This is a genomic window from Saccharothrix saharensis (genome assembly GCF_006716745.1).
Lineage (GTDB): Bacteria > Actinomycetota > Actinomycetes > Mycobacteriales > Pseudonocardiaceae > Actinosynnema > Actinosynnema saharense.
In genome coordinates this window covers 1,447,189-1,459,336 of sequence record NZ_VFPP01000001.1, presented here as the reverse complement: position 1 = coordinate 1,459,336, position 12,148 = coordinate 1,447,189, and the positions used below count along the sequence as shown (strand labels likewise).

Annotated in this window: 13 protein-coding genes; 8 read left to right on the top strand and 5 right to left on the bottom strand. The window is 74.0% G+C overall.

The features are described 5' to 3' along the window. The first annotated feature begins 190 nt into the window (after positions 1 to 190). Complete coding sequence (locus FHX81_RS05635) at positions 191 to 1,282, top strand: hypothetical protein (protein WP_141975719.1); 1,092 nt, start codon at positions 191 to 193, stop codon at positions 1,280 to 1,282. A 137-nt stretch (positions 1,283 to 1,419) separates the two neighbouring features. Beyond that, complete coding sequence (locus FHX81_RS05630; protein WP_141975717.1) at positions 1,420 to 2,238, top strand: siderophore-interacting protein; 819 nt, start codon at positions 1,420 to 1,422, stop codon at positions 2,236 to 2,238. A gap of 46 nt (positions 2,239 to 2,284) precedes the next feature. Here the strand turns inward: FHX81_RS05630 and FHX81_RS05625 are convergent, their stop codons facing one another. Beyond that, complete coding sequence (locus FHX81_RS05625; RefSeq protein ID WP_211363383.1) at positions 2,285 to 2,902, bottom strand: TetR/AcrR family transcriptional regulator; 618 nt, start codon at positions 2,900 to 2,902, stop codon at positions 2,285 to 2,287. Between the two features lie 92 nt (positions 2,903 to 2,994). On the opposite strand from FHX81_RS05625, the gene FHX81_RS05620 reads away from it, so the two are divergent. Then, the gene (locus tag FHX81_RS05620) at positions 2,995 to 3,933 is read left to right on the top strand and encodes an NAD(P)-dependent alcohol dehydrogenase (RefSeq protein ID WP_141975713.1); all 939 of its coding nucleotides are present in this window, start codon (positions 2,995 to 2,997) and stop codon (positions 3,931 to 3,933) included. Here the strand turns inward: FHX81_RS05620 and FHX81_RS05615 are convergent. Together FHX81_RS05615 and FHX81_RS05610 are read right to left on the bottom strand one after the other, a co-directional pair. Beyond that, positions 3,917 to 5,062 carry an acyl-CoA dehydrogenase family protein gene (locus FHX81_RS05615; RefSeq protein WP_141975711.1) on the bottom strand — a complete coding sequence of 382 codons (1,146 nt, stop codon included), beginning with the start codon at positions 5,060 to 5,062 and terminating at the stop codon, positions 3,917 to 3,919. The two genes, FHX81_RS05620 and FHX81_RS05615, sit on opposite strands and share 17 nt — an antisense overlap. A 155-nt stretch (positions 5,063 to 5,217) precedes the next feature. Further along, positions 5,218 to 5,790, bottom strand: coding sequence for an RDD family protein (locus FHX81_RS05610; protein ID WP_141975709.1), 573 nt, complete (start codon positions 5,788 to 5,790; stop codon positions 5,218 to 5,220). A gap of 120 nt (positions 5,791 to 5,910) precedes the next feature. On the opposite strand from FHX81_RS05610, the gene FHX81_RS05605 reads away from it, so the two are divergent. From FHX81_RS05605 to FHX81_RS05590, 3 genes are all read left to right on the top strand, one after another. After that, complete coding sequence (locus FHX81_RS05605; protein WP_141975706.1) at positions 5,911 to 6,855, top strand: helix-turn-helix transcriptional regulator; 945 nt, start codon at positions 5,911 to 5,913, stop codon at positions 6,853 to 6,855. A 473-nt stretch (positions 6,856 to 7,328) separates the two neighbouring features. Next, positions 7,329 to 8,687, top strand: a complete 1,359-nt coding sequence (locus FHX81_RS05595; RefSeq protein WP_246107647.1) for an FAD-binding oxidoreductase — start codon at positions 7,329 to 7,331, stop codon at positions 8,685 to 8,687. 115 nt (positions 8,688 to 8,802) lie between these two features. Then, the gene (locus tag FHX81_RS05590) at positions 8,803 to 9,552 is read left to right on the top strand and encodes a GH12 family glycosyl hydrolase domain-containing protein (RefSeq protein WP_141975702.1); all 750 of its coding nucleotides are present in this window, start codon (positions 8,803 to 8,805) and stop codon (positions 9,550 to 9,552) included. Between the two features lie 43 nt (positions 9,553 to 9,595). Here FHX81_RS05590 and FHX81_RS05585 read toward each other — a convergent pair whose 3' ends face one another. Then, complete coding sequence (locus FHX81_RS05585; RefSeq protein WP_141975700.1) at positions 9,596 to 10,141, bottom strand: cysteine hydrolase family protein; 546 nt, start codon at positions 10,139 to 10,141, stop codon at positions 9,596 to 9,598. 147 nt (positions 10,142 to 10,288) lie between these two features. Between FHX81_RS05585 and FHX81_RS05580 the strand changes: the two genes are divergently transcribed. Further along, a complete protein-coding gene (locus FHX81_RS05580; protein ID WP_141975698.1) occupies positions 10,289 to 10,741 on the top strand; it encodes a VOC family protein in 453 nt (150 codons plus the stop codon). Between the two features lie 91 nt (positions 10,742 to 10,832). Here the strand turns inward: FHX81_RS05580 and FHX81_RS05575 are convergent, their stop codons facing one another. Continuing rightward, positions 10,833 to 11,051, bottom strand: coding sequence for a hypothetical protein (locus FHX81_RS05575; RefSeq protein WP_141975696.1), 219 nt, complete (start codon positions 11,049 to 11,051; stop codon positions 10,833 to 10,835). Between the two features lie 329 nt (positions 11,052 to 11,380). Between FHX81_RS05575 and FHX81_RS05570 the strand changes: the two genes are divergently transcribed. After that, positions 11,381 to 12,139 (top strand): GAF and ANTAR domain-containing protein, encoded by a 759-nt coding sequence (locus tag FHX81_RS05570; protein WP_141975694.1) that lies wholly within the window; start codon positions 11,381 to 11,383, stop codon positions 12,137 to 12,139. The last annotated feature ends 9 nt before the right edge of the window (positions 12,140 to 12,148 follow it).

The following is a 12,148-nucleotide window of genomic DNA, read 5'->3' as shown; positions in this document are numbered from 1 at the left end:
ATGTCGTTGCCAGGTAGGAAGGTCACACTATCGCGTGGATGATGTGCCCGGTCGGCTCGCGTTGATCATCCTAAGTGGACGTGCCCGGTCGGTCCGGTCACGATGGTCGGACACCGGGAGGTCGGGCGCGGAGATCCTGCGGCACTCCCGGGCATCGCACGCTCTTCGCTCCGAAAGCAGAACGACACTCATGACCGCACACGCCCCCACGCAGACGCCTGATCGAGAGCACGACCGCCACCCGTTGCCCGTCCACCTCGTCGGCTCGCTGCCGCGCCCGCTGTGCGAGGACCCCGCCACCGCCATGGGCTGGTTCCTCCGCCACCGCGACGACGCCGAACTCACCGCCCTGCCGTCCGACCGCGACCCGCGGTGGATCATCGACTGGCTCACCCACCACCTGTCCACCGTGCCGTCGCTCGAACAGGTGCGCGGCGGGGAGAGCCGCGGCTACGACGACATGCCGTACTACCGGGTCCGGCCCGGTCAGCACCTGTGCTCGGAGCAGGTCGGGCTGTCCCGCGTCGAGCAGGCCGAGGCGGCGTTCGAGGCGCTGGGCCGGCTGCCCATCACCGGAACCGGTGACGCGCCACGCGTGCAGGTGGGCATCCCGAACGCCCTGGACCTGTCCGTGTTCGCGTTCGGCTCGATCGACGCGGCCCGCGAGTGGCTGCCCACCATGCAGACCGCGGTCGTGCACGAGGTGACCGAGCTCGTCGCCCGGTGGGGTGACCGGTTGCAGTTGCAGCTCGAGACGCCCGCCGTGCTGGTGGCCTACCACCTCACCCCGCCGGAGGCCTGGCCCGCGCTGACGACCGACCTCACCCGGCAGGTCGCCGGCGTCCTGTCGGCCGCGCCGCTCTCCCGGTGGGTGCTCCATTTGTGCTACGGCGACCTGGAGCACGTGCCGGTGTTCACCCCGACCGACCTGCGGCCCGCGGTGCTGTTCCTCAACGAGCTGTCCCGCGTGCTGGCCGGGGAGCGCACCCCGATGCCGACCGTGCACCTGCCCGTCACGAGCGGTGACACCCCGCCGCCCACCGATCCCGCGTTCTACGCCGAGCTGCGGCACCTGCGCCCCGGCGTGGAGGTCATCGCGGGCGTCGTGGCCGAGGACCACCCGGACCAGACCCGCGAAGCGCTGCGGCTGGTCGCGGACGCGCTCGGCCGGCCGCCGGCCGGGGTCGCCGCCGCCTGCGGGTACGGGCGGCGCACCGAGGACGCCGCCGCGGCGAACCTCGGGCTGGCCGCCCGGCTCGCGCGGGAGTGGAGCGTGCACTGAGGGGGCGTGGGCGGTGGGGCGCTCCGCCGTCCCACCGCCCACGTGGTGGCCGGGGCCGGCGGCCACCGTCGGACACGGGGCGTGGGCACGTACGGTGGTGGTGGTTGCGCCGTTGGAATCACCGAGGAGTACCCGACATGGCCGAACGGTCCCGTGGCAGGAGCGGGCGCGTCGTGCGCACCGAGCGGATCGCGCCGCACATGATCCGCGTGGTGCTCGGTGGTGAAGGGCTCGCCGACTTCACCGTCGGTCCCTACACCGACAGCTACGTCAAGCTCGCCTTCCCGCTGGACGACGTGCTCTACCCCGAGCCGTTCGACCTCGGCGCGATCCGCGCGACGATGCCCCGCCACCAGTGGCCGCGCACCCGCACGTACACCGTGCGCAGGTGGGACGCCGAGGCGGGCGAGCTGTGGCTCGACTTCGTCACGCACGGCGACTCCGGCGTGGCCGGTCCGTGGGCGGCGAAGGCACAGCCGGGTGACGTGCTGCACTTCGCCGGCCCCGGCGGCGGGTACGCGCCGGACCCGGGCGTCGACTGGCACCTGATGGCGGGCGACGAGAGCGCGTGGCCCGCCATCGCGGCGGCGCTGGAGGCGTTGCCCGAGGGCGCGCGGGCGGAGGTGTTCGTCGAGGTCGACGGGCCGGAGGACGAGCAGCCCGTGCGGTCGGCGGGCCGGGTGGACCTGCGATGGCTGCACCGCGACGGCGGGCCGCGCGGGCGGCGCGTGGTGGACGCGGTGGCGGCGCTGGCGTTCCCGGAGGGCGTGGTCCAGGTGTTCGTGCACGGCGAAGCGAACATGGTCAAGGACCTGCGCGGGCACCTGAAGCTGGACCGGGGTGTGCCGCGCGAGCAGATGTCGATCTCCGGCTACTGGCGGATCGGCGCGGACGAGGACGGCTGGCAGTCGTCCAAGGGCGAGTGGAACCGACGGGTCGAGCGGGAGCAGGGGTAGCGCCGGCCCGGCGGGTCGAGCAGGGCCGCCGGTAGCGCGGGTCGGGTCAGCCGAGCGCGTCGCGCAGGCCGAGCCGGACCGGCGGTGGCAGCGGGGCGCGTGCCTGGAACGCTTGCAGGAAGTAGGCGACCAGGCGGCGGGAGGCGGCCACGGTCGCGTCCACCGAGTCGGTGACCAGGCCGTTGTTCGCCATCAGCACGAGCATCAGGTCGTCGACCGTGAAATCCGGCCGCAGCGCCCCGACGCCCTTGGCGCGCTCCACCAGCCCGCTGAACGCCTCCTCGGCCCGCGCGCGCATCTCGTCCACCGGCACGGCGTCGGGGAACGCGCTCAGGAACGCCGCGCTGAACCCCCGGTCCCGCGCCTGCATCTCGCACAGCTCCGCCACCACGCGGCAGAAGCCGCGCCACGGGTCGGGGTCCGCCGCGGCCCGGTGCACCTCGCCGGTGCAGGCCGCCAACTGCTCGGCGAACACCTCGCGGACCAGCGCTTCCTTGGTGGGGAAACGGCGGTAGAGGGTTGCCACCCCCACCCCGGCCCGGCGGGCGATCTCGGTCATCGACACGTCCAGCCCGTCGGCGGCGAACGCCTCCCGCGCCGAGTCGAGGATGCGGTCGCGGTTCTGCCGGGCGTCCGCGCGCAGGTGAGTCGTCTCAGCGGGCACGTCTCTCACTTTAGCTCAAGTGGAGGGAACCTTCCGGTTGCCGTGTTACGGTCGAAGTGGAGGGGATGTTCCACTTACGCGAGAGGTGTGGGATGCGCGCAGCGGTGTTCGACCGGTACGGGCCGCCGGAGGTCTTGTACGAGGGCGTCGTGCCCGAGCCGGTGGTCCGCCCGGGGCACGTGCTGGTGCGCGTGCACGCGGCCAGCGTCAACGGCGGCGAGCGGTGGGGCCGGTCCGGGGAGCTGAAGCTCCTGCTCGGCCGGCGGTTCCCCAAGCGGGTGGGGATCGACTTCGCGGGCGAGGTCGTGTCCGGACCCGGGTTCGCACCGGGCGCGCACGTGTGGGGCGGCCTGCCGCGCGGCCGGTTCGGCAGTGCCGCCGAGTACGTCGCCGTGCACCCGCGCCAACTCGCGCTCAGCCCCGCGGGGCTCGACCTGGTCCGCGCCGCCGCGCTGCCGGGCGTCGGCACGACCGCCATCACCGCGCTGCGCGACAAGGCACGGCTGCGCCCGGGCGAACGGCTCCTCGTGCGCGCTGCGAGCGGGGGAGTGGGCAGCGTCGCCGTCCAACTGGGCAAGGCCTACGGCGCGCACGTGACCGCGTTGACGAGCAGCAGCACGTTCGACTTCGTCCGCGAGCTGGGGGCGGACGACGTCGTCGACTACCGCGCCGATCCGGCCGGACTGGGACGGTACGACGTCGTCCTGGACGCCTACGGCGGCACGCCCGGCGCGTACCGCCGCCTGCTCGCGCCCGGTGGCCGCATGGTCGCCATCGCGTTCCGCTCCGCCGCGGACGTCGGTTACCTCCTGGCGTCCGCGGTGTTCGGCCCGCGCCGCGCCCGCTTCTTCAGCGGCAACCCCAAGTCCGCGTTGTTCGCCGACCTCACCGCGCTGGTCGAGAGCGGGGCGATCCGGCCCGTGGTCGACACCGTCCACCCGCTCGCCGACATCGCCGAGGCCCACCGCGCGCTGGAAGCCGGTGGCGTGCGGGGCAAGCACGTGATCCGGGTGATCAGAGGAACGGGCTGACGGTGTTCTCCGCGCCCACCAGGGCCGCGCCGTAGAGCTCCAGGTTGACCTGGGGGAGCAGCATGCCGTGGCGGGCGGCCACGTTGGCGTCGCGCCAGATCCGCTGCAACGGGCTCGCGTCCGCGAAACCCCGCGAACCGTGCGCGTACATCAGCGTTTCCAGCGCGCGCGTGACGTTCCGCACGGCCACCGACGCGTCCGCGCGGCACCGGGCCCGCAGCAGTTCCGGTGGGTAGGTGGCCTCGGCCGCGTGCCGGTCCAGGGCGTCCGCCGCGCGGTAGGCGTGCAGTTCCGCGCCGTCCACCGCGGCGGCGGCCTCGGCGACCTGGAGCTGGAAGGCGGACGAGTCGCGTTGCCGGTCGAAGCCGGTGTAGGCGATGCCCTTGTCCGCGGCGGCGTCGACGACGTGCGCCACCGCGGCGCGGCCCAGCCCCAGCAGTGGCCCGCTGACCATCGTGACCAGCGAAGCCACGAACGCGGCGCGGTGCGTGGGGGTGGTGGCGGACGTGACGTTGTCACCCGCCACCATCCGCTCCAGCCGCAGCACGCGGTGGTCGGGCACCAGCGCGTCCCGCACCACGAAGCGGTTGCTGCCGGTCGACCGCATCCCGGCCACGTGCCACTCGTCCACGACCTCGAAGTCCGCGCGCGGCACCAGCAGCCACCCCAGGCCGTCCTCCAGTGGTGCCGCCGCCAGGCCCCAGGACGCGTGCCCGATGCCTGAGGCGTAGTTCCACGAACCGCTGAGCCGGTAGCCGCCGGCCACGCGCCCGACCGTGCCGCCGGGCATGAGCGTGCCGCTGATCAGGGCTTCCGGTTCGGCGCCCCACACGTCCTCCTGCGCCTGCTCCGGGTACAGGCCGGTGATCCAGTTGCCGCCGTTCCACAGGGCCGTGCACCAGCCCGCGCCGCCGTCGATCGCGGCCACCGCCGACGACAGGTCCAGGTGCGCGCGGATCGACGCGTCCGCGCCGCCGAACCGCGCGGGCCGGGTGGCCCGGAACGTGCCCGCGTCCCGCAACACCGCCACGGTGTCGTCGGCCAACCGCCGTTCCCCGTCGGCCCGTGCGGCGGCGTCGCGCAGCCGCGGTTCGAGGGCGGCGACGGCGGTCAGGACGTCGGAAGTCATCACGGGAACCCCCTGTACGGTCGACCACTGCGGTGAGTGATCGATCGTCCCACCGGCGATGACCGGACGGGCACGGCCATTCGCGTGGCCGCGGCGGCTGATCTCCGCCGGCGACGCCACGACCGGCGACGAGGTCGCGGGCCGGCGCCGCGGGGTCAGGGCACGCGACGATCGGCGAGCGTGCGGAAGCCGGCGGCGCGGAGTCGGCGGGTGCTCCGGTCGTCGATGCTCGTCCGCGACGGGGAACCGGGCGGTGAGCCGCTGGCGAGCGCGCCGACGACGAACGAGGCGATCAGCAACGGCAGCAGCACCGTCCGGACCGTCATCGCCCACGGCGCCGGGAACCCGATCCGGCCGCCGGTGGACAGCCGCACGAGCCGGGTGCCGGTGACCACCGCGCCCAGCGCGCGGCCGTTGCCGTAGCACAGGCCGTACAGCGGGGCGGCCAGGAGCAGCACCGCGACGGCACCCAGGGCGAACCCGCCGTCGTCGATCTTCCCCGAGCCGTGCGGCACGGTCAGGGCGACCAGGCCGACGCCGACCAGGAGCAGGTACACCGCGAAGTCGACCAGCCACGCCAGCGCCCGGCGCAGCTCACCGGCGCGGACGTGGAGCGTGCCGTCGGGGAACGCCTCGACGCGGGCGGCGGCCCGTGACCCGAGCACGTGCGCCGCGTCGGCCCGGACGACCTCCAACCTGGTCGGCCGAGCGACACCGGGAGCGGCCATGGCGTCCTCCAGACGGTGGATGATCGGCGATATTCTGCATCACGGCGAATGCGCGTCCGGCTCACCGGGGCCGATTCCTCCGGAGGCGTCGGTGTCCGGGGTCGCGGATAAGGTCCGGGTGTGCCGACCGAACTCAGCCCCACCGCCCGAGCCCTGCGCGCCATGGAGATCCTCCAGGCACGTCCCGGCGTCACGGCCGGCGAGCTCGCCGACGGGCTGGGCGTCACGGAACGCGCGGTGCGCCGGTACGTCGGGATCCTGCGCGAGGCGGGCATCCCGGTCGAGTCGACCCGCGGCCCGTACGGCGGGTACCGGCTCGGGCGCGGCACCCGGCTGCCGCCGGTCGTGTTCACCGAGCCCGAGGCGCTGAGCCTGGTCATGGCGGTGCTCGACAGCCACGCCGACGACGTCGTGGACGCCGCCCTGGGCAAGGTCATCCGGGCGCTGCCCGAGAACGTCGGCAGGCAGGCCGCGGTGCTGCGGGCGCACGCGTCGGCCGCGCCCGACCGGAACTCCGCCCGCCCGGACCCCGCCACCACCAGCGCGCTCGTCGCGGCCGTCGCCGCCCGCCGCCGCGCGGTGATCTCCTACCGCACCGACTCCGGCGGCGAGTGGGAGTCCGAAGTGGACCCGTGGGCCGTGGTGGTCCGGCACGGGCGCTGGTACCTGCTGTGCCACTCGTACCGCGCGGACGCCATCCGCACCTACCGGATCGACCGGGTGCGCGCGGTGCGGCAGACGGCGCACGGGTTCGAGCCGCCCGCCGACCTCGACCCGGTCGCGGCCGTGGAGCAGCACCTCGGCACCGGCTGGGAGTTCGCCACCCGCGTGGTGTTCCACGCGCCGCCGGAGCAGGTCGCGCCGTGGATCCGGCCGCCGATGGGTCGCCTCGAACCGCTGGGCGCCGGGTGCGTGCTCGTCGGCAGCACCAGCAACCCGGCCATGTACGCGCAGGAATGGCTGGCTTCCGTGCCGTTCGGCTTCCGCGTGGACGGCGGGCCGGAGCTGCGGGCCGCCGTCGCGGCGGTCGCGGCGCGCTTCGCCGCCGCGGTGGCCCGACCCTGACCACGATCACGGCCGCCGCGGCGCACCGCACCGCCCGCTACGGCCCGGCGGTCCGACCGGCGGCGAACACCGTGGTGAACGCGACCGGCGTCGGTCGGATCCACGGGCGCGACGGTGGCCCGGATGAGCGCGGTGATCGTGGCGGGCACGCCCATGGAAGTCGCCCCGTGGACCGCGGCGGAACCGGGGACGACCATCGGCGTCGGGGCCGCGAGCGCCGACCCGGCTCCCGCGCCCAGGACGAGCAGCGACGTGGCCAGTGCGCGCGTGCCCGGCCACGAGCCGATCACGGCTCCACAACGCGGGTGCGCCCACCACGAACACCACCGCGGCCGTCGCCGCCGGGCCCGAGCCCGCCGACCAGTTCGCCGCCGCAACGTGACACCCCACCCGTTCGGTGGAGTGGCGCGCCACCCGACCGGGGGGACCATGGGGCGGGGGTAGTGCTCATGGAATTCGGTCGCAGAACCTTCATGCAAGCCACCGGACTCGTCGCGCTGGGCGCGGCGGAGCGCGATTGGGACCGGCTGCGCCGGGCGCTCACCGGCAGGCTGGTCCTGCCCGGGGACGATGTCTACGACACCGTGCGCCGGCCGTACAACACGGTGTACGCGCACCGCAGGCCCGCGGCCGTGGCGTTGTGCGCGGACGAGTCCGACGTCGCGCGGTGCCTGGAGTTCGCCGCCCGGGAACGGATCCCGGTCGCGGCGCGCAGCGGCGGGCACAGCTACGCCGGGTACTCGGTGCCCGAGCACGGCCTCGTCATCGACCTGGCCGCGCTGGACGCCATCCGGGTGGACGACCGCGGCCGGGTCCGGGTGGGCGCGGGCGTCCGGATGATCGACCTGTACGACGAGCTGGCGCGCGCGGGCCGGTTGCTGCCCGCCGGGTCGTGCCCGACGGTCGGCATCGGCGGTCTCGCGCTGGGCGGCGGGATCAGCGTCGTCGGGCGCGCCTACGGCCTCACGTGCGACCACCTGCTGGGCGCGCGGATCGTGCCGCCGGGCAGCGGGCCGCACCGGGTCGACGCGCACACCGAGCCGGACCTGTTCTGGGCGCTGCGCGGCGGTGGCGGCGGCAACTTCGGCGTCGTCACGTCGTTCACGTTCGACACCGCGCCCGCGCCCGACGTGACCGTGTTCGGGCTGACGTTCCCGGCGGGCGCGGCGGCCGACGTGCTCGGCGCGTGGCAGGAGTGGGTGCCCGGCACCCCGGACGGTCTGTGGTCCGCGTGCAACGTGGGCGCGGGCAGCCCGCCGTCGACCGGCGTCGGCGGTAGCTGGATCGGGCCGCCGCGGGAGCTGGACCGGCTGCTCGACCGGCTCGCCGCGAAGGTCGCGCCCGTCGGTCGCACGGTCCGGTCGATGGACTACGGCAGCGCGATGCGGTACTTCGCCGGCTGCCTGCCCGCGTGCCGACCGGACGACGGCTCGCCGTTCGTGGCGTCCTCCCGGATGCTGCACCGGCCGATCGACCCGGCGCCGGTCGTCGCCCTGCTGGAGGGCGCGCGCACCGGGCGGGCGCAGTTCGACACGTTCGGCGGAGCCATCGCGCGGGTGCGGCCGGACGCCACCGCGTTCCCGCACCGCGACGCCATCGCCAGCGCCCAGGCCTACGTCGACGTGGTCGGCGTCAGCGAGGCCGAGGCCCGTCGCATGATGGCCGACCTGCGTGACGCCATCGGGCACGGCACCGGCTACGTCAACTACATCGACCCGGACATGCCGGACTGGCCGACCGCGTACTACGGCCGCAACCTGCCGCGCCTGCGCCGCGTCGCCCGCCGCTACGACCCGGACCGCGTCCTCGCGTTCCCCCAGGGGCTCGCCTGACGTCCGCGCGCCGCTTTGTCCCCGGTGTGACGTAATGCGCCCGAAGGTCTTCCGGGTTACTCTGGGAGCGCTCCCAGGAGATCCCCGCCGTCGTGGACCCTTCGGAAGGAGTTCCATGCGAAAGACCGTCCGCGCCCTCGTGCTGGCCGGGTTGATGGCCGCCACCGCGGTCGTCGCCGCAGCCGGGCCGGCCCAGGCCGACACCACCATCTGCGAGCAGTACGGCTCGACCACCATCCAGGGCCGCTACGTGGTCCAGAACAACCGCTGGGGCACGTCGGCCACCCAGTGCATCAACGTCACCTCGACCGGGTTCCGGCTCACGCAGCAGCAGGGCTCGGCGCCGACCAACGGCGCACCGCTGTCGTACCCGTCGGTGTTCCTCGGCTGCCACTACACCAACTGCTCGCCGGGGTCCAACCTGCCGATGCAGGTCAGCCGGATCCGCAGCGCGTCGTCCTCGATCAGCTACACCTACGTGGGCGGCACGTACAACGCCTCCTACGACATCTGGCTCGACCCGACGCCGAAGACCAACGGGGTCAACCAGATGGAGATCATGATCTGGTTCAACCGGCAGGGCTCGATCCAGCCGATCGGCAGCGCCGTCGGCAACACCACCATCGGCGGCCGCAGCTGGCAGGTCTGGCGCGGCAGCAACGGCGCGAACAACGTGATCTCCTACGTGGCGCCGTCGCCGATCACGTCGTGGTCGTTCAACGTCATGGACTTCGTCAACGACGTCCGCAACCGCGGCGCGATCACCACGTCCTGGTACCTGACCAGCATCCAGGCCGGTTTCGAGCCGTGGAACGGCGGCGTCGGCCTGGCGGTCAACAACTTCTCGGCCTCCGTCAGCGGCTGACGCACCGGGCCGGTCCGGGTGACGCCCGGACCGGCCTGCCGCCTCACCGCCCGAAGACCACCTCCGCCGCCGCGACGAGGCGCACCGTCCCGCCGGGGTGCACGGCCGTGCTGAGCAGCCGGTTGTGCCGCTCGACGACCTGTTCGGCGGTCAGTCCCGCCACGGGGTCGCCGTCGGCGGCGGGGGAGTGGCCGTCGCGCACCAGCACCACGTCCAGCCCGTGGCTCAACGCCGACCGCGCGGTCGCGTCCACGCAGTAGTCGGTGGCCAGCCCGGTCAGCACGACGGTGTCCACGTCCCGTGCGGCGAGCAGCGCCGCGAGGTCGGTGCGGTAGAACGCGTCGGTCGCCGCCTTGGGCACCACCAGGTCGGTCGGATCGAGGCCGAGGCGGGTGCTGATCCGCGTTCCCGGCCGCTCCGGGTCGAACTCCGTGCCGGCGGGCCCGACCTGCCGCAACGCGATCACCGGCGCACCGTGCCGCCGGGCTTCGCGCGCCAACGCGGCGATGCGGTCGGCCAGCTCTTCGCCCCGCCAGACGAGCGGGACCACCATCTCCTGCATGTCGACGATCAGCAGTGCCGCGGTCATGCCCGCGCAGCCTATCGGCGACCGGTCGGCAAGCGGCTCGCCGCGCTGCCCACCTCGCCCGCGACCGGCATCAACGCGCCGGCGCCCCCGCGGGGTCGGATCAGGCGCGCTTGCGCCGAACGCCATGTAACCGATATAACCGGTTACATGGCAATGAGCTGGAAGTTGGTCATCGACAGCAACAACGCGCCCGCGCTCGCGGACTTCTGGGCCGCCGCCCTGGAGTACGAGGTGGAGGACCCCAGCGCGCTCATCGAGCAGTTGCTGGCCGCCGGTCGCCTCCCCAGGGAAGCGGTCGTGGAGCACAACGGGCGCAAGAACTTCCGCGGTTACGCCGGCATCCGCCACCCGGACGACCCGTTCGACCCGGTCAGCGGCGTCGGGCGTGGCCGGCGGGTGCTGTTCCAGGACGTGCCCGAGGCCAAGTCCGGCAAGAACCGCCTGCACATCGACATCCACAGCGGGCCCGACGGCCTGGAGGGACTCGTGGCCCGACTGGAAGGCCTGGGCGCGACCCGCGTCCGCGAGCACGACCAGGGGCCGGTCGGGCACTGGTGGATCATGCGGGATCCCGAGGGCAACGAGTTCTGCGCGGCGTAGCGCCGATCACCCGCCGAAGCCCGACCTCCCGCTCAGGTGCCGGGGGTCGGGCTTCGGCGCACGTCCGGCCGGCGCAGCGCGCGGCTTCCCGTCACGGTTCGTCGGACGCGCGCACTTCGATGATGTGCCTGCTGTCCAGCACCGACAGCGTGCCGTCGGGCAGCAGGACCGGGACCCACGCGTGGTCGGTCTTCGGGTCGACCACGTGGGCGCCGACGACGATGCCGCACAGGAAGGCGGCCGGGTCGTGCACGTCCGGGTTGAGGTAGGTGACGATCGCACCGTGCCCGGGTCGGGGTGTGCTGTCCATGGCGGAGTCCAGTGGGTTCGAAGCCCGGTGGCCGTCCCGACCGACGCGGGCTGCGGGTCGCCGACTGCTTGACGTAAGGGTCGAGTACCCGCGACGGCACGGTGGAACCACCCGCCGGTTGCGGGATTCGCACTCACCCGGAGGTGGTATTCCGGTGCCCGCGCGGTGGTTCGGCGGTGCGGTCACGCGGTGTGATGTCGGCCGTCGCGGTGTGGTTTCGCGGCCGACGGGCAACCCTGTTCCACACGGCCACGCGACCGGGACGGGCGCGGCGGCCTCGACGCGTCCACCGGGGCAGGCGGTGGGCGGCACGGACGAGGAGGCGGGTGATGGGTGGCGGGCAGCGGGTCGCGACGGGTGACCGCGTCGCCGGAACGCTGGTCCGGCGGCTGGACGTGGTCACCGGCGCGTTGGCGGGGTTGACCGAGGTCCTCGACCGCGAGGAGGACCTGGCGGTCATCCTCGACCGGATCTGCGACCAAGCCGCGCACGCCGTGCCCGGCGCCGACATGGTCAGCGTCACGCTGGTGTCCGAGACCGGTCCGGTGACCGGCGCGGCGACCCGGCGGGAGGCACTGGAGATCGACCTCGTGCAGTACCGGACGGGTGAAGGGCCGTGCTTGCACGCCGCCCGGACGGGGCAGGTCGTGCACGCGGTCGTGGCCGAACTGCCGGACCGGTGGCCCGACTTCGCCGCGGGGACCGGGGACTTCGACGTCGCCGGGTTCCTGTCCGCGCCGCTGTACGTCGACGAGGACACGCCCGGCTCGCTCAACCTCTACAGCCGACGTCCGGACGGCTTCCGGGCGCTCGACGCGGCGCTGCTGGAGCTGTACTGCACGGCCGCGGAGGGTGCGTTGCGCAACGCCCGCCGCTACCTGCGCGCTCGCGAGCAGGTCGACCAGCTCCGGCACGCGTTGACCTCGCGCGCCGTCATCGACCAGGCGAAGGGCGTGGTCATGGCGGTGCACCGGGTGAGCGCGGACGAGGCGTTCGCGATGCTCGTGGACCGGTCCCAGCGCGAGAACGTCAAGCTCCGCGACTTCGCCGAGCGGTTCGTCAACGACATCCTCGACGGCGGGACCTGAGCGCGGCGG

What these genes read in the sequence shown, in the direction of transcription:
- FHX81_RS05615 (WP_141975711.1), bottom strand. Translation starts at nt 5,062, where the DNA reads ATGACTTCCGACGTCCTGACCGCCGTCGCCGCCCTCGAACCGCGGCTG.
- FHX81_RS05575 (WP_141975696.1), bottom strand. Translation starts at nt 11,051, where the DNA reads ATGGACAGCACACCCCGACCCGGGCACGGTGCGATCGTCACCTACCTC.
- FHX81_RS05630 (WP_141975717.1), top strand. Translation starts at nt 1,420, where the DNA reads ATGGCCGAACGGTCCCGTGGCAGGAGCGGGCGCGTCGTGCGCACCGAG.
- FHX81_RS05595 (WP_246107647.1), top strand. Translation starts at nt 7,329, where the DNA reads ATGCAAGCCACCGGACTCGTCGCGCTGGGCGCGGCGGAGCGCGATTGG.
- FHX81_RS05620 (WP_141975713.1), top strand. Translation starts at nt 2,995, where the DNA reads ATGCGCGCAGCGGTGTTCGACCGGTACGGGCCGCCGGAGGTCTTGTAC.
- FHX81_RS05610 (WP_141975709.1), bottom strand. Translation starts at nt 5,790, where the DNA reads ATGGCCGCTCCCGGTGTCGCTCGGCCGACCAGGTTGGAGGTCGTCCGG.
- FHX81_RS05635 (WP_141975719.1), top strand. Translation starts at nt 191, where the DNA reads ATGACCGCACACGCCCCCACGCAGACGCCTGATCGAGAGCACGACCGC.
- FHX81_RS05585 (WP_141975700.1), bottom strand. Translation starts at nt 10,141, where the DNA reads ATGACCGCGGCACTGCTGATCGTCGACATGCAGGAGATGGTGGTCCCG.
- FHX81_RS05590 (WP_141975702.1), top strand. Translation starts at nt 8,803, where the DNA reads ATGCGAAAGACCGTCCGCGCCCTCGTGCTGGCCGGGTTGATGGCCGCC.
- FHX81_RS05570 (WP_141975694.1), top strand. Translation starts at nt 11,381, where the DNA reads ATGGGTGGCGGGCAGCGGGTCGCGACGGGTGACCGCGTCGCCGGAACG.
- FHX81_RS05580 (WP_141975698.1), top strand. Translation starts at nt 10,289, where the DNA reads ATGGCAATGAGCTGGAAGTTGGTCATCGACAGCAACAACGCGCCCGCG.